Origin of the sequence: Nonomuraea roseoviolacea subsp. carminata (assembly GCF_024172185.1) — a bacterium.
In the GTDB taxonomy this organism is placed as follows: domain Bacteria; phylum Actinomycetota; class Actinomycetes; order Streptosporangiales; family Streptosporangiaceae; genus Nonomuraea; species Nonomuraea roseoviolacea.
On record NZ_JAMZEC010000001.1, the window covers coordinates 399,092 to 419,995 of the forward strand.

Genomic DNA, 20,904 nt, shown 5'->3' on the forward strand with positions numbered 1-20,904 from the left:
GGGCCACCGACCGGACGAAACAGCACGATGATCGGCATTCCATATAATGGAACACTAGACCGCTATACAGAATGCTGTTAGTTTGCCGTACATGCCCGCGAAGACCACCGCCACCGGGGAGCCGCTGGACGCCGCCACGCTGCGCGAGCTGCGCGCGATCGTCGGCGCCGAGCACGTACGGCACGCCGACGGCGACGTGACCCCCTACGCCCGGGACGCCACTCCCCTGTTCCGCGCCAGGCCCGGCGCCGTCGTCCACCCGGCCTCCACCGAGGAGGTCGCGGCCGTGCTCAGGCTCGCCGGCGCGCGGGGCGTCCCCGTCGTCCCGCGCGGCGCCGGCTCCAACCTGTGCTCGGCCACCGTCCCCCTGCAGGGCGGCATCGTGCTGGTGCTGACCCGGCTCGACCGCATCCTGGAGATCAGCGCCGAGGAGCTGCTCGCCGTCTGCCAGCCCGGTGTCACCTCCGCCGCGCTCGCCGACGCCGCCGCCGCCCACGGCCTGCTCTACGCGCCCGACCCCGGCAGCAGGAGCGTGGCCACGATCGGCGGCACCGTCGCCACCTGCGCCGGCGGGCTGCGCGGCCTCAAGTACGGCGTCACCCGCAACTACGTGCTGGGTCTGGAGGCGGTGCTGGGCACCGGCGAGGTCATCCGCACCGGCGGCCGGCTCTGGAAGGACGTCGCCGGCTACGACCTCACCCGGCTGCTCACCGGCTCCGAGGGCACCCTCGGCGTGATCACCGAGGTCACGCTGGCCCTGCTGCCCGCGCCCGAGACCGCCGGCAACGGCCTGGCGTACTTCCCCACCCTGGCCGACGCCGGCCGCGCCGTGACCCGCGTCATCGCCGCCGGCATCGTCCCGGCCACCCTGGAGTTCCTCGACGCCCGCTGCGTCGACGCGGTCGAGCAGCACGCCCGGCTCGGGCTCAGGCGCGACGCCGGGGCGCTGCTCATCTTCGGCGACGACGGCGAGCCCGCGGCCGTCGCCCAGCGGCTCGACCGCATGGCCGAGCTGTGCCGCGACACCGGCGCGATCGAGGTGTCCGTGGCCGGCCACGCCGCCGAGTCGGAGGCCCTGCTGGCCGCCCGCCGCTGCACGCTGCCCGCGCTGTCACGGCTCGGCTCGATCACCATCCTGGAGGACGTCGGCGTGCCGCGGCCCCGCATCGCCGAGATGGTCGGCCACATCGAGGACATCGCGCAGCGGCACGACGTCACGATCGCCACGTTCGGGCACGCCGGCGACGGCAACCTGCATCCGACGTGCGTCATCGACAAGGGCGACGACGCGGCGGGCGAGCGGGCGCACGACGCCTTCGGCGAGATCTTCCGGACCGCGATGCGGCTCGGCGGCACCATCACCGGGGAGCACGGCGTCGGCGCCGCCAAGCTCCCCTACCTCACCGAGCGGCTCGGCGCCGCCCAGATCGACCTGCAGCGCCGGATCAAGGCCGCCTTCGACCCGGCGGGCATCCTCAACCCCGGAAAGGCAGGCTCATGACGCGCTCCGCCCTCGGCACCGGAACGGCCGGCTCATGACCGGCTTCACCCCCGACCTGCTCAACCGCTGCATCGCCTGCGGCTTCTGCCTGCCGGCCTGCCCCACGTACGCGCTGACCAAGGACGAGACGTCCTCGCCGCGCGGCCGCATCGACCTCATGCGCGCCCTCGACGAGGGCACCCTGCCCGCCGACGACCCGCGGGTGCGCGAGGAGGCGTCGTTCTGCCTCGGCTGCCGGGCGTGCGAGACCGTGTGCCCGGCCGGCGTGCAGTACGGCGACCTGCTGGAGGAGTGGCGCGACCAGCAGTGGCAGGGCAGCGGCCGGCCGCTGGTCGCCCGGCTGCTGATGATCCTGGTCGACGCCCGCTGGCGCGTGCGGCTCCTGGGCCTGCTGCGCCGCCACGCCCGCACCCGCGGCGGGCGGCCGGAGGGTCCGTCCCTGATGCTGGGCTGCTTCGAACGCGCCCTGTTCCCCAAGGTGAGCCGGGCGGCCCGGCGGCTGTTCCCCGAGCTGGCCGCCCCGGCGGCGCAGGGCTGCTGCGGCGCCCTGCACGCCCACAACGGCGACTCGGCGCGGGGCCGCCGGATGGCCGAGGAGCTGGGCCGGCGGCTGCCGGGCACGATCGTGACCACCTCGGGCGGCTGCGCGGCCCACCTGTCGTCGGTCCTCGGCCGCGACCGGGTCAAGGAGCTGTCGCGGTACGCGTACGAGCGCGACATGCCCGGCGGCGCGGAGCCGTCGCGGCCCGCCGCCGAGACTCCGCCCGGTGGGGTCCCGGCCGAGACAGCGGACCGGCCGCGCGTCGCCCTCCAGGACTCCTGCCACCTGCGCAACGGCCTGGACGTCTGGCGCGAGCCGCGCGCGATGCTGGAGCGGATCGGCACCTACGTGGAGCTGCCGTCGGCCGGGACCTGCTGCGGCGCGGCCGGCACCTACGCCCTGGTCCGCCCCCGCGACAGCCGGCGCGTCCTGGACGCCAAGCTGGACGAGATCGAGGCGGCCGGGGTGGACTACGTGGCCGTGGTCAACCCCGGCTGCTACCGCCAGCTCGACCAGGGCCTGCGCCGCAGGAAGTCGCGGGTGCGCGCCGTGCACCTCGCGGAGCTGCTGGCCGGCGAGCGCCCGCGCCGCCGCGAGCCGTGAACACTCGCCGCGGTCAGCTACCGGGTCGCTTGACGAGTCACTTGCCGACGAAGGCCAGCAGCGCCTCGTTGACCTCGGCGGCGTGCGTCCAGAGCAGGCCGTGCGGCGCCCCCTCGACCTCGACGTACTCCGCCTCCGGGAACGCCTGGTGGAAGGGGCGACCGGTGGCGTCGATGGGCAGGATGTTGTCCTTCGTGCCGTGCAGGATCAGCGACGGCTTGCCCGCGGCGCGCACCGCGGCCACGTCCTCGCGGAAGTCCTCGATCCAGGCGGACACCACCGCGTAGGCGGCGACCGGGGCGGAGGTGGTGGCGGTGTTCCAGTTGGCGGTGACGACCTCCTGGCTGATGCGGCTGCCGAGGTTCTCGTCCAGGTTGTAGAAGTCCTTGTAGAACTGCGTGAACCAGGCGTAGCGGTCGGCCCGGGCGGCCTCCTCGATGCCGTCGAACACCGACTGCGGCACGCCGGTGGGGTTGTCGTCGGCCGCCACCAGGAACGGCTCCAGCGACGCCAGGAACGCGAGCTTGGCGACCCGCTCGTGGCCGTGGTTCTTGACGTAGCGGGCCAGCTCGCCGGTGCCCATGGAGAACCCGACCAGGATGACCTCGCGCAGGTCCAGCGTCTCCAGCACGGTGTCGAGGTCGGCGGCGAAGGTGTCGTAGTCGTAGCCGGCGCCGACCTTGCTGGACTGGCCGAAGCCGCGGCGGTCGTAGGTGATGACGCGGTAGCCGGCGGCCAGCAGCTCGCGGGTCTGGCGCTCCCAGCTGTGCCCGTTCAGGGGGTAGCCGTGGATGAGGACGACGGGCTGACCCGATCCCTGGTCCTCGTAGTACAGCTCGATGTCGGTGCTGTTCTCGGTGCCGACCTTGATGCGACCCATGATGATCCCCTTTCATTGCAGAGAACGCTCGTTCTCTGACCTTGTGCCCCCTACAGTAGAGAACGATGGTTCTCTGCGCAAGGAGAGGTTCCGTGATCGATGAGGAGACGGCGCGTGAACGGGTCGTGTCCACCGCCGACCGGCTGTTCTACGCCCACGGCGTCCAGGCGGTCGGCATGGACGCCGTCCGCACCGAGGCCGGCGTCTCGCTGAAGCGCATCTACGCGCTGTTCCCGTCCAAGGACGACCTCGTCCTGGCCGTGCTGCGGCACCGGACGGACCTGTGGGACACGGGCATCGCGGACGCCGTCGCCGGCGCCGCGACCCCCTGCGGCAAGCTGCTGGCGATCTTCGACTTCCTCGCCACCTGGTTCCGCGAGGACAGCTTCCGCGGCTGCGCCTTCATCAACGTGTTCGGCGAGCTGGGAGGCGGCAGCGAGACGGTCGCCGAGGCCGTCCGGGAGCAGAAAGCGTCCTTCCAGCGCCGCGTGGCCGAGCTCGTCCGCGAGGCCGGCGCGCCGGACCACCTCGCCCCGCAGCTGGCCCTGCTCGCCGAGGGCGCCCAGACCACGGCCGCCATCTCCGGCGACCCGGAGGCGGCGGGGCACGCCCGCGCCGCCGCCGACACCCTCATCCGCTGCGCCCTCGCCGACTCCTAGCGGGCGGGCCGCGCGCGGCGCCGCCATGGCCCGTCCGCCGGCGCCGCGATCCTCACGGCGCCCCGGGCGGGCTCAGAAGTTCGCGATGGAGCCGCCGCGCGACACCCAGCCGCGCCTCCAACCGGCCGTCGGCGCTGCGGCCCAGGACCGGGCCACCGCTCGCCTGCCTGCCTAGGGACCGCCAACCGCCCCATTCGCCCCGTTCTGTTGCGCAAGCTGCCGCCGAGTCTGGCGAGTGTGGGATCCAGAGGCATGGCGCCCCTCCTCGCAGAAAGGAGTTGATTGATCACGGAAAGTCAATCATGCCGCCCTCCGCGAAAGCGGGCGACACAGCGGGTCGAATCGGTCACGACATCGCCATGGCGTTCAACGTGTATTTCCTGGCGGACGTAGGAGGGCGCGAAAACCCATGGATGCCGGCAATGACGACGAGATCTTCCTCATCCAGGCGCAGGCCGACAAGCCACCCAACAGCAGAGCGGGCCAGGATCGCCGCCCGCGTGACGCCGTGAGAAGTGGGTCAGGTGGTCGGCGTGGCCAGGTAATCGCCGTGCTCCAGGTCGTCGAGCAGGGTCGGGTGCACGGGTGACCAGCCGAGCAACTCCTGGGTGCGGGAGCTGGAGACGGGCCCGTCGAAGCCGTAGGCGATGGCCATGAACGGGCTGACGAAGTGCGTGGCGGCCTCGTCGGGGGTCAGCGAGACCGTGGGCACGTCCAGGCCGCGGGCGATCACCTCTGCGATGCTCTTCAAGGTGACGCCGCTCTCGGCCGCTCCGTGCAGCACGCTGCCCGCAGGTGCCTTCTCCACTGCCAGACGGAACAGGACCGCCGCGTCGAGCCGGTGCACCGCGGGCCACCGGTTGGCGCCGTCTCCCACGTAGGCGGACACGCCGGTCTTGCGCGCGGTGGCGATGAGCATGGGGATGAAACCATGGTCGTCGGGACCGTGGACGGTGGGAGCCAGGCGCACCACGCCGGCGCGCACTCCCCGGGCGGCGAAGTCCAGACACGCCCGCTCCCCGGCGATGCGGAAGGCGGCGATCCCGGTCGCGTCGGGCTCGTCCTTCTCGGTGCTCTCCCGACCGGCGGGCATGACCAGGGTGCCCGAGGTGACGATGAGCGGCTTGCCCGAGTGTTCCAGCGGCCGGCCGAGGGTCTCGATCGCGGTCCGGTCGCGCCTCATCATGTCGTCGAGGTCGGAGAAGTCGCCGCCGTAGGCCATGTGCAGCACTGCATCGGCGGCTTCGGCGCCGCTGCGCAGAGCGTCGAGGTCGTCCAGGGAGCCGCGGTGTGGTGTGGCGCCCAGCGACTTCAGCCGGGCGGCCGCGGCGTCCGAGCGCGCCAGACCGGTGACGGCATGGCCGGCCGCGATGAGCTCGGCGACGACAGCGGGGCCGGTCTGGCCGGTGCCACCCGTGACGAAGACATGCATGAGGCTCTCCCTACTTGAAGCCAGTGACTGGCACTACGTAGCGCCAGGGGCCGACTGTAGGTAGCGCCAGTCACTGACGTCAAGTAGCGCCACTGACTGACATATGCGATATCCTTCGGAGCGTGCCACGCAGCGGAGCAGAAGCGCGCCGCCGCCTTCAGCAGGCGGCCCTGGAGCTGTACCGGGAACGCGGGTTCGACCGGACCACCACGGCCGAGATCGCCGCCCGGGCCGGCCTCAACGAACGCACGTTCTTCCGGCACTTCCCGGACAAGCGCGAGGTGCTCTTCGACGGCGAATCCGACCTGCGCGCGTCCCTGACGCGGGCGGTGGCCGAGGCGCCCGACGGTCTCCAGCCGCTCGACCTGCTGCTCCACGCCTTCCGAGAAGTCGAGCACATCCTTGAGGACAACCGGCCCTTCGCGGAACCACGACTGCAGGTCATCGCGGCGACACCGGCACTGCGCGAGCGGGACCTGGCCAAGGCCGCGTCGATCGCTGAGGCCGTGGCGCAGGCGCTGCGGCAGCGCGGCGTCGCCGACCGGCTGGCAGACCTGGCCGCTCACACCGGGTGGGCCGCCTTCCACCAGGCGGCCCAGGCCTGGATCGACGACCCGTCACAGAGCCTGGACGTCCACCTCCTCCAAGCCTTCGACGACCTGCGCGCCCTCTGCCTGACCACCCCGGCCGGCGACTCCGGTCGTTGAAGACCCCCGCCGGTGCCCGGCCGGTCCGCGCACCGGCATGCCGGTCGTGGGCTCAGCAGCGTCCGGCCCGGTACACGGCCGATCCGGCGCCGCCTCACAAGCGCCGGTGACACCCACTCCCGGACGAACTGCATCGTGTCCCCCGATCCGGTGACACGCCGTAGATTGTCTCCTGCGGGGTGTCTCCTGCGGTTCGCCGGAGAGCCGTCGCACCGGACGTCCGGAGGGGGCGCCATGCGGGAGGAAGCGCGCACGCGCGTGTCGGCGTACGCGCTCGCCACCGCGCGGGACCAGGTGCTGCTGACCCGGCTCTCCGGCGCCTCGGCGATCTTCACTCCCGGGCTGTGGCACCTTCCCGGCGGGGGCGTCGACCCCGGCGAGCAGCCGATGGAGGCGCTCGCGCGCGAGCTGCGCGAGGAGACCGGCCTGGAACTGCTCGGCGCCCGCCTCGCGGACGCGCGGACCTACACGGCCGACCGGCTCGGAGTCCGCTGGCACGTCGTCGCGCTGTTCTACCTGACCGAGCTCCGGGCCGGCCCGCTCGTGATCAACGAGGTCGGCGGTTCCACTGACGCCGTCGCCTGGACGCCCATGCCCGTACGCGACAAGGGGAGGCTGTCCCCGGCGGCGATCGACGGCCTCGCGCTGATCGACGCGGCCGACCCGCCCGGCCGGTGAGGCGCCCGACCTCGCTTCCACGCAAAACCGCAGGTAGCCTGACCCGCACAACCCCCTGGCCACACCTCCGCCCCCACCAGATGGACCCCATGGAGATGTGCGTGTTCACCACAATCAGGAAGCGGGCCGTGCTGCTCGCCACGGGCATGGCCGCCGGGATCGCCCTGATCTCCGCCGGCACGGCCGCCGGCGCGACCACCCTCCACGCGGCGCCCCCGGCCGTCGCGGCGGCCGCCGACCGCGCCGCCATCATCGGCGGCAGAACCGCGAGCGAACCTTACGCGTTCATGGTCTCCCTCCGGCTGCCGTCGCTGCCCGCGCACCACTGCGGCGGCTCGCTCGTCGCCCCCGACTGGGTCGTCACCGCCGCCCACTGCGAGGGGCTGCTGAAGCCCGGCAAGACCCGGGTACGCGTCGGCTCCCCCGACCGCGACAAGGGCGGCTCCGTCGCCGGCGTCGAGCGCGTCATCACCTTTCCGCACCGCTACGACTCCCGCCTGGGCAAGGTCCCCGAGGGAGACCTCGCCCTGGTCAAGCTCGACCGGCGCGTCCCCGAGACGCCCATCCGCATCGCCGACGCCCCCGGCCGGGTGGGCGAGCCGACCCGCGTCATCGGCTGGGGCATGACCTGCGAGTACCGCCGGACCTGCGGAGCGGGCCCCCAGCAGTTGCGGGAGCTCGACACCGTGCGCCTGGCCGACCAGCGGTGCACGTCGCTCGACCACGGCACCGAGGTCTGCACCGGCGCGCTCTCCGGCAAGGCGGCCAACGCCTGCAACGGCGACTCGGGCGGCCCGCAGATCCGGCGCGTGGCCGGCCGGTGGGAGCTGATCGGCGCCACCTCGCGCGACGGCGACGACAAGGACCAGCGCACGGGCGGCTCCGCCGGCTGCGCCACCACCCCCGACGGCAGGCCCGGAGCGGGCATCTGGACCGACGTCACCCACTACCGGTCCTGGATCGACGACGTCATCGCGCAGGACGGCCGGTGATCCACGGCTCCCCCCGCCTCACCGGTCTCCCCTGAGGCAAGAACGGCGTCGCGGCCGGCAGCACCCTGCGCTCCTCGCCTGCGAACCGGACTTCTCCTGGGCTCCTGCCGCACAGCGGGCGTGTTCGCCGTCGGCGAGGCGTGGGTGCCGCGCCGACATCGGGACGGCCGCGACGCCTCCGCCGAAGCGGTCCCGCAAGCGTGGTCACTGCGGAGCAAGCCGGTGCGGCCCGGGCCGGCCTGTTGCGTCGTCCGCGTGCTCTCCCGCCGTGGGCCTCGACCGAGCCGGCGGATCAGGTGTCTCCACCTTGATCTACATCCGGAGAACGTGATGCTCACGCCCGAAGGGCCCATGGTGGTCGATCGGGCCGACGCCAGCGAGGGGTCGCCCGCGCTGGACTGGGGGATGTCCGCTCTGATCCTGGCGGAGGCCGCGGTGAGCCGCCGGGCGGACGCGTCCCTGAGGTCCCTGGGCCTTCCTACCCGGACGGGACGCGCCTCGGTGTCGCGCGGACGTGCGCGCGTTCGCCCTGCTTCCCGATGAGGCTCAGGAACTCGACGGGGCCGGCGCTGGTGGCCCCGAACCAGTGCGGGGTGCGCGTGTCGAACTCCGCCGCTTCCCCCGGCCTGAGCGTGAGGTCGTGTTCCCCGAGGACCAGGCGGAGCGTCCCGTTGAGGACGTAGACCCAGTCGTAGCCCTCGTGGGTGCGCAGATCCGGCTCGGCGTCGTCGCTCCCGTCCGGGATGACGAACTTGTACGCCTGGATTCCGCCCGGCCTGCGGGTCAGCGGCAGGACGACCGCGCCGTCGCCACAGGGGATCGGCCGCAGGTTGACGCGGGGATCGCCGGTCGGCGGCGCGTCGACGAGCTCGTCCAGCGTGACCCCGTGGGCGCGAGCGAGGGGAAGCAGCTGCTCCAGCGTGGGGCGTCGCAGGCCCGCCTCGAGCCGGGACAGGGTGCTGGTGGAGATCCCGGTCTCCTTGGCGAGGTCGGCGAGGGTGACGTCCCGATGCAGCCGGAGGCGCTTCAGCCTCGGTCCGACGGCGTCAAGAGTGCGGTCCATGGCTTCGTCCACCCGGCAATTTTGCCATTCGGCAACAAGGTTTGCTCATCCGCCTCGTCCCTCAGCACCATGAGGCGCGAACCGAGGAACGCACCCACACAGAGGGGCCCTCGCGGACGAGGAGGACGAGCGATGACGCACGGATTCGACAAGGACTTCTGGGAGCAGCACTGGCGACAGACGGGAGCCGGGGGCCCCGGGTCCATGGGCGGCAACCCGCCGAACCCGTACCTCGCCCGTGAGACCGGCGGCCTCACCCCGGGCACGGCGCTGGACGCGGGATGCGGCGCCGGCGCCGAGGCGATCTGGCTGGCCTCCCGGGGCTGGCACGTCACCGCGGCCGACATCTCGTCGGAGGCCCTGGCCCGCGCCGCCGAGCGCGCGGCGGCGAGCGAGGCGTCCGAGCGCCTGCGCTGGGTCGAGGCCGATCTGAGCCTCTGGAGCCCGGACACGCGGTTCGACCTGGTCATGACCCACTACGCCCACCCGGCGATGCCCCAGCTGGACTTCTACGACCGCATCGCGGGGTGGGTGGCCCCCGGCGGCACGCTGCTCATCGTGGGGCATCTCGACGCCCCCGGCCCCACCGCCCACGGCCACGGGCATGAGCACGGGCACGGGCGCGGGCACCGTCCTCCCGCCGAGGCGTCGGCCACCCCCGCGGCCATCACCGCGCGCCTGGACGGCGCGGAGTGGGACATCCTCACCGCCGACGAGCACCTCCGCACGCTCACCGGCGACGGGGGCCGCGCCGTCGCCCTCCGCGACGTCGTCGTGCGCGCCACCCGGCGCCGATGATCACGCCATCCGGCGGCGCCGGCGCCCGCCGCTCCCACGCCGACACCCTGCGAGAGGACTCCATGAGCACGACCCGCTCCTCAGCCCCCGAAGCCCGCGAAACCCCCGAAACCCCCGAAACCCCCGAAACCCCCGAAACCCCCGACCGTCCATGACCCGCGACAACGGCGGGCGATCCTCGCCGGGGTCTGCGTCGCACTCATGGCGGTCATCGCTTCGCCTGGTCTCTCCAGCCACGGGCCGAGCCCAGGGGAGGCCCGTCCGGTCGATGACGCCCATACGCGCCGTGAGTTCGTCGACTCGGTCGCTCGCCCCTGAAGCCTTGATTCGGACTGCAGCATGACTCCTCACCGCAAACCGTGCGCGATGGGGCGAGTCCTGGCGGGTGGCGGTCGACGGGGACCGAGCGAACGCCTGAGTCGATACCTGGCCTGGAGCCCTCTGCCAAGGCAGTCGCCTCGGTCGGCTGCCTGTCCCACTGCCTGCAGGAACGCACGATCTATGACGAGCTCACCGCCTCCCCTCCTCGTCCATCGAGGCGACTCAACCACGCGTCCTGAGCGTCGGCCAACCTCTCTACCAGCGGTAACGGGACGAAACGGCACGCGAACTCCAGACCGGCGTCCGCGCCGTCACCATGAACACGATGGTGCCATGCATCAGCGCCATCGGGATCAGCGGTGAGCTGGAAGAACGTCGTCTGCCGCGGCTGGCCGTTGTCTTCACGAGGCCGGTGGTCCACCGCGATGGGCCCGACGATGGCGACTTCGGTCAAGCCGGTCTCCTCTGCGACTTCCCGCAGGACGGCCTGTTCCAGGCTTTCGTCCGGCAGGACCCCTCCCGCCGGCACCTGGGTGCCGGCTTCGGGCATGCCGACATGATCGAAGACAAGGAGCTCCGGGGTGGACCGGTTACGGAGGATGTAGGCAGCGACGCGGATTCTTGGACGGGACATCCCTCCATAATCGCAGGCGCCGATCTTCAAGGTGTTCGCCAGAGCCAAGGACTTGACGCCCTAGGGAGATCGGATGGCTTGGCAGGTGTTCGAGTCCCGGCCGACACCTCCATGAGGCCGGGGCTCAGGCTTCAGCGCCTGTGCGTGTCGCGGCTCGCCCACGCCGGGGGTCCGGGGGCCGGGAGGCCACCGGCCAGGGGGTGCGGGGGAGCTCGGCTCCCCCGCTGTCACAGCCCGAGCCCCCTCGCGCGAAGCGCGCGCTGGTGAGGACCGCGCGCCATGAGGCCCTCGACTAGCGCACCGGGTACCCCGCTGTGCGGAGCGTCTCCTTCACGTCGGCGATCTTGAGGGTGCCGAAGTGGAACACCGACGCCGCCAGCACCGCGTCCGCGCCCGCCTCCACCGCCGGCGGGAAGTCCTCCAGCCGTCCCGCGCCGCCGCTGGCGATCACCGGGACGCGCACCACGGCCCGCACCGCGCGCAGCATCTCCAGGTCGTAACCCTCGCGCGTGCCGTCGCCGTCCATCGAGTTGAGCAGGATCTCGCCCACGCCCAGCTCCTCGCCGCGCGCCGCCCACTCCACCGCGTCGATGCCCGTGCCGCGCCGCCCGCCGTGCGTGGTCACCTCGAACCCGCTCGGCGTGCCGGGCGCCCGGCGCGCGTCCAGCGACAGCACCACGCACTGCGCGCCGAAGCGCCGCGACGCCTCGGTCAGCAGTTCGGGACGGGCGATGGCCGCCGTGTTGAGCGAGACCTTGTCGGCACCCGCCCGCAGCAGCCGGTCCACGTCGTCCACCGAACGGATCCCGCCGCCCACGGTCAGCGGGATGAACACCTGCTCGGCGGTCCTGCGGACCACGTCCAGCATCGTGTCGCGCTCGCCCGAGGAGGCGGTGATGTCGAGGAAGGTCAGCTCGTCGGCGCCCTCCGCGTCGTAGCGCCTGGCCAGCTCGACCGGGTCGCCCGCGTCGCGCAGGTTGGCGAAGTTGACGCCCTTGACCACCCGGCCGGCGTCGACGTCCAGGCAGGGGATCACCCTGACGGCCACGGTCATGCGCGCATCGCCTCTATCTCGATCTCGACCAGCATGCGCGGGTCGACCAGGCCGGCGACCCGCACGCCCGTGCAGGCGGGACGGACGTCGCCGAACACCTCCCCGATGGCCCTGCCGACCAGGTCGAAGTGCCGCTGGTCCACCACGTAGTAGCGCACCATCACCACGTCCTCCCTGGTCAGGCCGGCCAGCTCCACGGCGCCGAGCGCGATGCCCATCGCCGTGAGGCTCTGCCGGTAGGCGTCGCCGACGTGCCGGACCTCGCCGTCGATCGTGGCGGTGCAACCCGACACGATGACCCGGTCACCTACCACGACCGCGCGGGAGTAGCCGTACCGCTCCTCCCACACGCCGCCGGAAAACACCCGCGAACCGGTGCTCTCCATACTCATGCTGCTCACCACGGCCCCTCCTACCATCTAACCGCGAACAGCGACCAAGGCGCTCTCGAGCGTGAACGCCTGGGCGTACAGGGCCCTGCCGACGATGGCGCCCTCGACGCCGTCCGGCACGAGCCGCGACAGCGCCACCAGGTCGTCCAGCGAGGACACTCCCCCGCTGGCCACGACCGGCTTGTCGGTGCGGGCGCACACCTGGCGCAGCAGGTCGAGGTTGGGACCGCGCAGCGTGCCGTCCTTGGTGACGTCGGTGACGACGTAGCGGGGGCAGCCGTCGGCCTCCAGCCGCTCCAGCACCTCCCACAGGTCGCCGCCCTCCTCGGTCCAGCCGCGCGCCGCGAGCGTGGTGCCGCGCACGTCCAGACCGACCGCGATCCTGTCGCCGTGCTCGGCGATGATCCTGCGGCACCACTCGGGGTTCTCCAGGGCGGCCGTGCCGATGTTCACGCGGCGGCATCCGGTGGCCAGCGCGGCGGCCAGCGACGCGTCGTCGCGGATGCCGCCGGACAGCTCCACGTTCACGTCCAGCCGGCCGATCATGTCGGTGATCAGCTCACGGTTGGAGCCCCGGCCGAACGCGGCGTCGAGGTCGACCAGATGGATCCACTCCGCCCCCGCCTCCTGCCAGGCCAGCGCGGCGGCCAGCGGCTCGCCGTAGCCGGTCTCGGTCCCGGCCTCGCCCTGGACCAGGCGTACGGCCTGGCCGTCCGCGACGTCCACGGCGGGAAGGAGTACGAGCGACATCAGATCCTCCGGTCGAAGGCAAGGGTCATGACAACAGGGACGAGCAAGAGGGACAGGACCAGGACACCGAAGCTGACGGCGAGGGAGGCCCACACCAGCCATACCATCACCTGGACGAGCGCGAACGCGAGCGCCACGACGGCGTTCTGGGCACGGCGGCGGCGGGCGCGCAGGCCGCCCTGACGGGCGAAGCGCACCGGGCGGGGCGTGAGGCGGGCCACCACGGCCCGCCGGCGGGCGGCGCGGGCCTGACGCTCCTCGTTGCGCAGCGCCGCGCGCTCCCGCGCCGCCTCGCGCTCCGCGCGACGCCGCGCCCGCTCCTTACTCACGGCCCCTCACGAACGGTCCGCCATGACAGGACTCACGGCCCCTCACGACAGGACGACGCGGGACGCCGCGGCGGCGCGGCCGCCGCTCACAGGACGCCGAGCCAGTTGGTCAGCAGCGCGGCGCCCGCGTCGCCGGACTTCTCCGGGTGGAACTGCGTGGCCATGAGCGGCCCGTTCTCGGCCGCGGCCACGAACGGCACCCCGTGCTCGGCCCACGTCACCAGCGGCTCGGCGAACCCGGGACCCGGCCGCAGCTCCCACTCCCGCACACCGTACGAGTGGACGAAGTAGAACCGCGTGTCGGCGTCGAGCCCCCGGAACAGCACGCTGCCCTCGGGCGCCTTGACCGTGTTCCACCCCATGTGCGGCAGCACCGGGGCCTCCAGCTGCTCGACCGTGCCCGGCCACTCTCCGCAGCCCTCGGTCTCCACGCCGTGCTCGACGCCCTTGGCGAACAGGATCTGCATGCCCACGCAGATGCCCAGCACCGGCCGCCCACCGGCCAGCCGCCGGCCGACGACCTGCTCGCCGCGCACCCCGAGCAGGCCCGCCATGCACGCCGCGAACGCCCCCACGCCGGGCACCACGAGGCCGTCGGCCTCCATGGCCGCGTCCAGGTCGGACGTCACGGTCACGTCGGCGCCGACCCGGGCCAGCGCGCGCTCGGCCGAACGCAGGTTGCCCGACCCGTAGTCGAGCACGACCACGCGCTTCACCACCACATCACCCCCGCCGTGATCGCCAGCGCCGCGCCGACCGCGCAGATCGCCGCGCCCGCCTTGAGCCCCTGCTTGACCAGCGAGACCACCCCGCCGACCAGGAAGAGGCCGATGAAGATCATCGCGATCGACAGCGTGTTGTCGCTCATAGGACGCCCTTGGTGCTCGGCACCCCGCTCGCCCGCGGGTCGAGCTCCGACGCCTCCCGCAGCGCCCTGGCCAGGGCCTTGAACTGCGCCTCGACGATGTGGTGCGCGTTGCGCCCGTACGGGACGTGGACGTGCAGGCAGATCGCCGCCTGCGCGACCAGCGACTCCAGGATGTGCCGGGTCATCGTCGTGTCGTACTCGGGGCCGATCATCGGCGCCATGCCCTCGGGCTCGGAGTGCACGAGGTACGGCCGGCCGGACAGGTCGACCGTGACCTGGGCCAGCGACTCGTCCAGCGGGCACGACGCGCTACCGAACCGCCGGATGCCCGACTTGTCGCCCAACGCCTCGCGGAACGCCGCACCCAGCGCCAGCGCCGTGTCCTCGATCGTGTGGTGCGCGTCGATGTGCAGATCGCCCTCGGTCTTGACCGTCAGGTCGAACAGCCCGTGCTTGCCGAGCTGCGCCAGCATGTGGTCGAAGAACCCCACACCCGTCGACACGTCCACCCGGCCGGTGCCGTCGAGACCCACCTCGACCAGGACCGACGTCTCCTTCGTCACACGCTCCACGCGGCCGACCCGACTCACAGAACCCCCTCCATCGCGGCACGGAACGCCGCCATCTCCTCGCCGGTGCCGATCGACACGCGCAGCCACTCGGGCGGGCCCACCTCGCGGATGAGCACACCCCTGTCCAGCAGACCCTCCCAGACCGCACGACGCTCCGGGAACCGGCCGAACAGTACGAAATTCGCGTCGGAGTCGGCGACCGTCAACCCCTTGCCGCGCAGCCACTCGACCGTCGCGTCACGCTCGCGCCGCAGCGCGTCCACCGTGCCCAGCAGCTCGACGCGGTGCCGCAGCGCCACGCGGGCCGCCGCCTGCGTCAGCGTCGACAGGTGGTACGGCAGGCGCACCAGCAGCAGCGCCTCGATCACCGCCGGGTGCGCCGCCAGGTAGCCCAGCCGGGTGCCGGCCATCGCGAACGCCTTCGACATCGTCCGCGTCACGATCAGCCGCGGATGCGACGGCAGCAGGCTCAGCGCCGACGGCGTGCCCGCCCGCGCGAACTCCGCGTACGCCTCGTCCACCACCACCATGCCGGGAGCCGCCTCCAGCACCCGCGCGATCGTCTCCAGCGGCAACGCCGTGCCGGTCGGGTTGTTCGGCGAGGTCAGGAACACGATGTCCGGCCGGTGCTCCTCCACCGCGGCCGCCGCCTTGGCCGGGTCGAGCGAGAAGTCGTCCTCCCGCGCGCCCCCGATCCACTCGGTGCTCGTGCCCGTCGTGATGATCGGGTGCATCGAGTACGACGGCTCGAACCCCAGCGCCGAACGGCCGTAACCGCCGAACGCCTGCAGGATCTGCTGGAGCACCTCGTTGGAGCCGTTGGCCGCCCACACCCGGCTCGCGTCGAGCCCGTGCCCCAGATAGTCCGCCAGGTCGGCGCGCAGCGCCGACGCGTCGCGGTCGGGGTAGCGGTTGAGCTCGCCCGCGCCCCGCCGCACCTCCTCGGCCAGGTCGGCGACCAGCTCCGGGGAGGGCGGATAGGGGTTCTCGTTGGTGTTCAGCCGCACCGGCACGTCGATCTGGGGCGCGCCGTACGGCGTGCGGCCCCGCAGGTCGTCGCGGATCGGCAGATCGTCCAAGGTCAGCTCGTCCACGGTCGTCTCGTCCGGCGTCATGACGGGACCCGCCAGTCGAAGCGGGCCCGGACGGCCGCCCCGTGCGCGGGCAGATCCTCGGCGTCGGCCAGCACCGACACGTGCGCGGCGGCCTCGGCCAGCGCCTCGCGGGTGTAGTCGACCACGTGGATGCCGCGCAGGAACGTCTGCACCGACAGGCCGCTGGAGTGGCAGGCGCAGCCGCCGGTCGGCAGCACGTGGTTGGACCCCGCCAGGTAGTCGCCCAGCGACACCGGCGCGTACGTACCCACGAAGATCGCGCCCGCGTTGCGGATCCGGCCCGCCACCGCGGCCGCGTCAGCCGTGTGGATCTCCAGGTGCTCGGCCGCGTAGGCGTTGACCACGGCCACACCCTCGTCCAGACCGTCCACCAGGACGATCCCCGACTGCCGGCCGCTCAGCGCCTCGGTGATGCGCTCGGAGTGCTTGGTCGCCTCCACCTGGGCCGGCAGCTCCTTCTCCACCGCCTCGGCCAGCTCCACGCTGTCGGTCACCAGCACCGCCGCGGCGATCACGTCGTGCTCGGCCTGGCTGATCAGGTCGGCCGCCACGTGCACCGGGTCGGCCGTCTCGTCGGCCAGGATCGCGATCTCCGTCGGACCCGCCTCGGAGTCGATGCCGATGCGGCCCTTGAGCAGCCGCTTGGCCGCGGCCACCCAGATGTTGCCCGGCCCGGTCACCATGGTGGCCGCCGGGCACTCCTCCGTGCCGTAGGCGAACATGGCCACCGCCTGGGCGCCGCCCACCGCGTACACCTCGTCCACGCCCAGCAGCTCGCACGCCGCCAGGATCGTCGGGTGCGGCAGCCCGCCGAACTCCTTCTGCGCCGGGCTCGTCACCGCCAGCGACGCCACCCCGGCCTCCTGGGCCGGCACCACGTTCATCACCACGCTGGACGGGTAGACCGCCCGCCCGCCCGGCACGTACAGGCCCACCCGCTCGACCGGCACCCACCGCTCGGTGACCGTGCCGCCCGGCACCACCTGGGTCGTCACGTCGGCGCGACGCTGGTCGCGGTGGACCAGCCGGGCGCGCCGGATCGACTCCTCCAGCGCCGCGCGCACGTCGGGCCGCAGCCCGGCCAGCGCCTCGCGCAGCGCCTCGCGCGGAACCCGCGCCCGCTCGATCTCGACCCCGTCGAACCTGGCGGTCAGCTCCCGCACGGCCGCGGCGCCATGATGGCGGACCTCGTCGCAGATCGGCCGCACCTTGTCCAGGGCGGCCTCGACGTCGAGTTCGGCGCGGGGCAGCACGTCGCGCAGGTCCCCCGGCAGGGAACCGCGCAAGTCGATACGGGAAATCACCCTCCCAGTCTACGGAGTCCGACCAGTGGGTCCCGTTCCGTCCACCATGCGGACACCCGGAACCCGTCAAGCCTCGCACCCGCCCATGCGACCCCGGCAAGTCCCGGACCCGCCGATACGATGTCCGGAAGATCCGAGCGGGAGGGGGCCGTCATGGTGCGCGACGAGGAGCTGCGGCATCTGCGCCGCTGCGTGGAGCTGGCCGCCGAGGCCCTGTCCGTGGGCGACGAGCCGTTCGGCTCCGTGCTCGTGTCCGGCGACGGGAAGGTCCTGGCCGAGGACCACAATCGGGTGGCCGGGGGCGACCACACGAGGCATCCGGAGTTCGAACTGGCGCGCTGGTCGGCCGCCCACCTGACGCCCGAGGAGCGGGCCGCCGCGACCGTCTACACCTCCGGCGAGCACTGCCCCATGTGCGCCGCCGCGCACGGGTGGGTCGGGCTCGGCCGCATCGTCTACGTCGCCTCCTCGGCGCAGCTCGTGAGCTGGCTGGCCGAGCTGGGCGTGCCGGAGCCCCCGGTGCGTCCCCTGCCGGTCTCCGAGGTCGCGCCGCGCGTCGTCGTGGAGGGCCCCGTGCCGGGGCTCGACGACGAGGTACGCGAGCTGCATCGCCGCTTCCACCGCGGCGCCTGAGATCGCGGCGCCTGAGATCGCGGCGCCCGCACGACCGGGCGCCTTTACAAAGTAGATCACGAGATCGTCCGGAGGCGGAGACGTGGGCAAGACGAAGGCGCAGGGAGGCACCCCCGCCACGGTGGCGCTGACCAAGGCCGGGGCCGACTTCACGCTGCATCCCTACGACCACGACCCCTCCGCCCAGGCGTACGGCGAGGAGGCCGCCGACGCGCTCGGCGTGCCGTACGAGCGGATCTTCAAGACGCTCGTGGCCGAGACCGAGAGCGGGCTCGCCGTGGCGGTCGTGCCGGTGGCGGGCAAGCTCGACCTCAAGGCGCTGGCCTCGGCCCTGGGCGGCAAGCGCGCCGCCATGGCCGAGGCGGCGAAGGTGGAGCGGGTGACCGGCTACGTCGTGGGCGGCATCAGCCCGCTCGGGCAGCGCAAGCAGCTGCCCACGGTGGTCGACGCGTCGGCGCTGGAGTTCGAGACGATCTACTTCTCGGCGGGCCGGCGCGGGCTCCAGATCGAGACCGCTCCGGCCAACCTCGTCGCGCTCACCCGCGCCGTGACCTCCCCCATCGCCAAGCGCTGAGCCCCGGTGCCGCCGTCCCACGGTCCCCGCCGGGACCGCCGCGGCGCCAGAGCCCCCGCCGTGACCGCCGCGGCGCCAGAGCTCCCCGGCTGGAGCCTGCGCGGCCCTAGCGCCCCGTGGTGGTCCCGGGCGGGGCCGCCCCCGGTGCGGCGGCGCCCGGATCGACCGTGCCGGGTGCGGCGGCGCCCGGCACGGTGGCGCCCTGCACGGCCATGCCCGGCCCCATCGGAGCCACTCCGGTCCGCCCTCCGAAGCCCGGCCGGCGCTCGTCCGGCGTGCCCAGCACGTCGGCGCCCGGCGGCCACAGCTGGTGTCCGTGGCGGCGCGCCCACTTCAGCCACTGCCGCTGCCGGTGCAGCATCGCCCGGATCTGCTCCGCCTCCTCGGCCTCCTTCAGCCCGGGCGTGAAGCCGCCGCCGAAGCGGGACATGTCGGCGGGGTGGAAGTCGCCCGCCGGGATGTCGCGCAGCGCCGACTCCATCGAGTCCACCCAGATCGGCCCGGGCAGCGACGCCCCCTGCACCGACCCGTAGTACTCGCCGCCGATCTGCACCCCGCGCAGCGGGTACCGGTAGGAGCCCCGGATGTCGCCCACGCTGACCGCCGCCGCGAGCTCCGGGGTGTAACCGGCGAACCACGCCGAGGTGTAGCCGTTGTTGGTGCCCGTCTTGCCGGCGGCGGGCCGGCCGATGCCCTGCCCGGTCATCGTGCCCTTGTCGAACACGCCCTGCAGCACGTGGTTGACGGCGTCGGCGACCTTGCGGTCCAGCGCCTGCTCGCAGGTGGGCCGCACGTGGGCGGTCCGGCCGTCCCGGCCGGTGATCTCCACGATGGCCAGCGGCCGGCAGTACCGGCCGCGCGCCGCGAAGGCCGCGAACGCCGCCGCCACCGTCACCGGGTCCATCTCGTTGACGCCGAGCGTGAACGTCGGCACCTCGCGCAGCGGCCGGCCGTCGGCGCGGGCGATGCCGAGCGCCTTCGCGGTCCGCACCACGTTGCACAGGCCGACCTTGCGCTCCAGCATCATGTAGAAGATGTTCACCGACTTCCACGTGCCGGTGGACAGGCTGTACGGGCCGCCCTCGCCCTCCCCGCTGGCGTTGTGCACCCGCACGCTGGGCGCGTTGACCGCCCGGCCGCGGCAGTCGCGGTATCCCTGCGACGGCACGAGCACGCCGGGCGTCTCGAAGCCCTGGTCGAAGCGCCAGCCCTGCTGCAGCGCCGTCGCCAGCGTGAACACCTTGAACGTCGAGCCCGCCTGGAGCCCCATCCCGCCGCCGTGGGCCATGTCGGCCACCAGGTTGAACGTCGTCCGCGTCCCGTTCTTGCGGTCGCCGGGGTTGCGGCCGAAGTCCTTGCTGGCCGCCATCGCCCGGATGCGTCCCGAGCGCGGCTCGACCATGGCCTCCGCGGCCACCTCGGTGTCGCGGGCGTCGACCCGGGCGCGGATCGCCCGCTCGGCGGCCCGCTGCGCCACCGGGTCCAGCGCGGTCCTGATCACCAGCCCGCCGGTGGCGAGCCGGGCCCGCCGCTCGCGCGCCGTGGCGCCGAACGCCTCGTTGGTGAGCAGCTCGCGCTGCACGTACACGCAGTAGTACGGATACCTGCTCTGCGCGCAGCCGCCCGGCTCGGGCCGCAGCTCGATGCCGAGCGGGCTGCGCTTGGCCGCCGCGGCCTCCCGCGGGTTCACCAGGCGCAGCTCGGCCATCCGGTCCAGCACGAGGTCGCGCCGCTCCTTCAGCCGCGCCCGCTGCGCCGGCCCGATCGACGGGTCGGTCGAGTACGGCATGCGCACCGCGCCGGCGAGCGTGGCCGCCTGCGGCAGCGTGAGGTCGGCGGCCGTGGTGGAGAAGAAGCGCCGGGCCGCCGCCTCGACGCCGTGCGCGCCCGCGCCGAAGTAGGCGATGTTGAGGTACCGCTCCAGGATCTCGTCCTTGGTGTACTTCTGCTCCATCGCGAGCGCCAGGCGCAGCTCGGTGATCTTGCGGGCGAGGTTGGGCGCGCGCGCCCGGTCGCGCTCCTCCTCGGTGCGGGCGCTCTCGACCAGGATGTTCTTCACGAGCTGCTGGGTGAGCGAGGAACCGCCCTGCCGGATGCCGCCGGCCGAGGTGTTGGTGAGCAGCGCCCGGAGCGTGCCGCGCACGTCCATGCCGCCGTGCTCGTAGAAGCGGGCGTCCTCGATGGCGACGATGGCCTGCCGCATGACGGGCGCCACCCGGCTGAGCGGGATCGCCCGCCGGTTGGCCTGGTAGAACTGCGCGAACGGCTTGCCGTTGCGGTCGAGCAGCCGCGTCACCTGCGACAGGGGCTCCTCGCGCGGCGCCGGAGGGAGCTGGCTGAAGGTGTGCGCGACGCTCTTGGCGGCGAGCCCGGCACCGCTCACGACGGGGGCGGCCATGGAGGCGGCCAGGACCCCGCAGAGCGCTCCCACCAGCCCCAGGGCGCTCACACATCGCACAACTCTCACGCAGTCGGTCTGCGGCGCCGCGATCCCCGGCAAACCC

Annotated in this window: 24 protein-coding genes; 10 read left to right on the forward strand and 14 right to left on the reverse strand. The window is 73.1% G+C overall.

The window, feature by feature from the left end:
* Positions 1-91: 91 nt before the first annotated feature.
* Positions 92-1,501, forward strand: coding sequence for an FAD-binding oxidoreductase (locus tag HD595_RS01805; RefSeq protein WP_253765218.1), 1,410 nt, complete (start codon positions 92-94; stop codon positions 1,499-1,501).
* A gap of 34 nt (positions 1,502-1,535) precedes the next feature.
* Positions 1,536-2,645, forward strand: coding sequence for a (Fe-S)-binding protein (locus HD595_RS01810; protein WP_253765219.1), 1,110 nt, complete (start codon positions 1,536-1,538; stop codon positions 2,643-2,645).
* A 37-nt stretch (positions 2,646-2,682) separates the two neighbouring features.
* Here HD595_RS01810 and HD595_RS01815 read toward each other — a convergent pair whose 3' ends face one another.
* On the reverse strand, positions 2,683-3,525 hold the full coding sequence (locus HD595_RS01815) for an alpha/beta fold hydrolase (RefSeq protein ID WP_253765220.1): 843 nt from the start codon (positions 3,523-3,525) through the stop codon (positions 2,683-2,685).
* Positions 3,526-3,617: 92 nt separating this feature from the next.
* On the opposite strand from HD595_RS01815, the gene HD595_RS01820 reads away from it, so the two are divergent.
* Positions 3,618-4,184, forward strand: a complete 567-nt coding sequence (locus tag HD595_RS01820; protein ID WP_253765221.1) for a TetR/AcrR family transcriptional regulator — start codon at positions 3,618-3,620, stop codon at positions 4,182-4,184.
* A 520-nt stretch (positions 4,185-4,704) separates the two neighbouring features.
* On the opposite strand, the gene HD595_RS01825 is transcribed toward HD595_RS01820, so the two are convergent.
* Entirely contained in the window at positions 4,705-5,616 is a 912-nt protein-coding gene (locus HD595_RS01825; protein ID WP_253765223.1) for an SDR family oxidoreductase, read from the reverse strand.
* Between the two features lie 122 nt (positions 5,617-5,738).
* On the opposite strand from HD595_RS01825, the gene HD595_RS01830 reads away from it, so the two are divergent.
* The 4 genes from HD595_RS01830 (at position 5,739) to HD595_RS47155 (ending at position 8,536) form a co-directional block, all read left to right on the forward strand.
* Positions 5,739-6,323 carry a TetR family transcriptional regulator gene (locus HD595_RS01830; protein WP_253765225.1) on the forward strand — a complete coding sequence of 195 codons (585 nt, stop codon included), beginning with the start codon at positions 5,739-5,741 and terminating at the stop codon, positions 6,321-6,323.
* Positions 6,324-6,557: 234 nt separating this feature from the next.
* Entirely contained in the window at positions 6,558-7,001 is a 444-nt protein-coding gene (locus HD595_RS01835; RefSeq protein ID WP_253765226.1) for an NUDIX hydrolase, read from the forward strand.
* Between the two features lie 101 nt (positions 7,002-7,102).
* Complete coding sequence (locus HD595_RS01840; protein WP_253765227.1) at positions 7,103-7,993, forward strand: S1 family peptidase; 891 nt, start codon at positions 7,103-7,105, stop codon at positions 7,991-7,993.
* A gap of 144 nt (positions 7,994-8,137) precedes the next feature.
* Entirely contained in the window at positions 8,138-8,536 is a 399-nt protein-coding gene (locus HD595_RS47155) for a phosphotransferase (protein ID WP_420540748.1), read from the forward strand.
* Here HD595_RS47155 and HD595_RS01845 read toward each other — a convergent pair.
* Positions 8,472-9,056 carry a helix-turn-helix domain-containing protein gene (locus tag HD595_RS01845; RefSeq protein WP_301309832.1) on the reverse strand — a complete coding sequence of 195 codons (585 nt, stop codon included), beginning with the start codon at positions 9,054-9,056 and terminating at the stop codon, positions 8,472-8,474. The two genes, HD595_RS47155 and HD595_RS01845, sit on opposite strands and share 65 nt — an antisense overlap.
* Before the next feature lie 132 nt (positions 9,057-9,188).
* Between HD595_RS01845 and HD595_RS01850 the strand changes: the two genes are divergently transcribed.
* Positions 9,189-9,854 carry a class I SAM-dependent methyltransferase gene (locus HD595_RS01850; protein ID WP_253765230.1) on the forward strand — a complete coding sequence of 222 codons (666 nt, stop codon included), beginning with the start codon at positions 9,189-9,191 and terminating at the stop codon, positions 9,852-9,854.
* A 499-nt stretch (positions 9,855-10,353) separates the two neighbouring features.
* Here the strand turns inward: HD595_RS01850 and HD595_RS01855 are convergent, their stop codons facing one another.
* The 10 genes from HD595_RS01855 to hisD form a co-directional block, all read right to left on the reverse strand.
* Positions 10,354-10,809 carry an NUDIX hydrolase gene (locus tag HD595_RS01855; protein WP_253781012.1) on the reverse strand — a complete coding sequence of 152 codons (456 nt, stop codon included), beginning with the start codon at positions 10,807-10,809 and terminating at the stop codon, positions 10,354-10,356.
* Positions 10,810-11,101: 292 nt separating this feature from the next.
* Positions 11,102-11,863: an imidazole glycerol phosphate synthase subunit HisF gene (hisF, locus tag HD595_RS01860; protein ID WP_253765232.1), complete on the reverse strand. Its 762-nt coding sequence runs from the start codon at positions 11,861-11,863 to the stop codon at positions 11,102-11,104.
* Positions 11,860-12,255 carry a RidA family protein gene (locus tag HD595_RS01865; RefSeq protein ID WP_253781013.1) on the reverse strand — a complete coding sequence of 132 codons (396 nt, stop codon included), beginning with the start codon at positions 12,253-12,255 and terminating at the stop codon, positions 11,860-11,862. Before HD595_RS01865 ends, hisF begins: the two co-directional genes overlap by 4 nt.
* A gap of 27 nt (positions 12,256-12,282) precedes the next feature.
* A complete protein-coding gene (priA, locus tag HD595_RS01870; RefSeq protein WP_253765233.1) occupies positions 12,283-13,005 on the reverse strand; it encodes a bifunctional 1-(5-phosphoribosyl)-5-((5-phosphoribosylamino)methylideneamino)imidazole-4-carboxamide isomerase/phosphoribosylanthranilate isomerase PriA in 723 nt (240 codons plus the stop codon).
* Complete coding sequence (locus HD595_RS01875) at positions 13,005-13,334, reverse strand: hypothetical protein (RefSeq protein ID WP_253765234.1); 330 nt, start codon at positions 13,332-13,334, stop codon at positions 13,005-13,007. The genes priA and HD595_RS01875 overlap by 1 nt, the downstream gene beginning before the upstream one ends.
* A gap of 86 nt (positions 13,335-13,420) precedes the next feature.
* A complete protein-coding gene (gene hisH / locus HD595_RS01880) occupies positions 13,421-14,053 on the reverse strand; it encodes an imidazole glycerol phosphate synthase subunit HisH (protein WP_253765235.1) in 633 nt (210 codons plus the stop codon).
* Positions 14,047-14,202 (reverse strand): hypothetical protein, encoded by a 156-nt coding sequence (locus HD595_RS01885; RefSeq protein WP_253765236.1) that lies wholly within the window; start codon positions 14,200-14,202, stop codon positions 14,047-14,049. The genes hisH and HD595_RS01885 overlap by 7 nt, the downstream gene beginning before the upstream one ends.
* A complete protein-coding gene (gene hisB / locus HD595_RS01890) occupies positions 14,199-14,792 on the reverse strand; it encodes an imidazoleglycerol-phosphate dehydratase HisB (protein WP_175588690.1) in 594 nt (197 codons plus the stop codon). Before hisB ends, HD595_RS01885 begins: the two co-directional genes overlap by 4 nt.
* Positions 14,789-15,889, reverse strand: a complete 1,101-nt coding sequence (locus tag HD595_RS01895; protein ID WP_253765237.1) for a histidinol-phosphate transaminase — start codon at positions 15,887-15,889, stop codon at positions 14,789-14,791. The genes hisB and HD595_RS01895 overlap by 4 nt, the downstream gene beginning before the upstream one ends.
* A complete protein-coding gene (hisD, locus tag HD595_RS01900) occupies positions 15,886-17,193 on the reverse strand; it encodes a histidinol dehydrogenase (RefSeq protein ID WP_253765238.1) in 1,308 nt (435 codons plus the stop codon). Before hisD ends, HD595_RS01895 begins: the two co-directional genes overlap by 4 nt.
* A 153-nt stretch (positions 17,194-17,346) precedes the next feature.
* On the opposite strand from hisD, the gene HD595_RS01905 reads away from it, so the two are divergent.
* A complete protein-coding gene (locus tag HD595_RS01905) occupies positions 17,347-17,826 on the forward strand; it encodes a nucleoside deaminase (RefSeq protein ID WP_253781015.1) in 480 nt (159 codons plus the stop codon).
* A gap of 82 nt (positions 17,827-17,908) precedes the next feature.
* Positions 17,909-18,400, forward strand: coding sequence for a Cys-tRNA(Pro) deacylase (ybaK, locus tag HD595_RS01910; protein ID WP_253765239.1), 492 nt, complete (start codon positions 17,909-17,911; stop codon positions 18,398-18,400).
* Positions 18,401-18,506: 106 nt separating this feature from the next.
* Here ybaK and HD595_RS01915 read toward each other — a convergent pair whose 3' ends face one another.
* A complete protein-coding gene (locus HD595_RS01915; protein WP_253765240.1) occupies positions 18,507-20,849 on the reverse strand; it encodes a transglycosylase domain-containing protein in 2,343 nt (780 codons plus the stop codon).
* Positions 20,850-20,904: the final 55 nt, after the last annotated feature.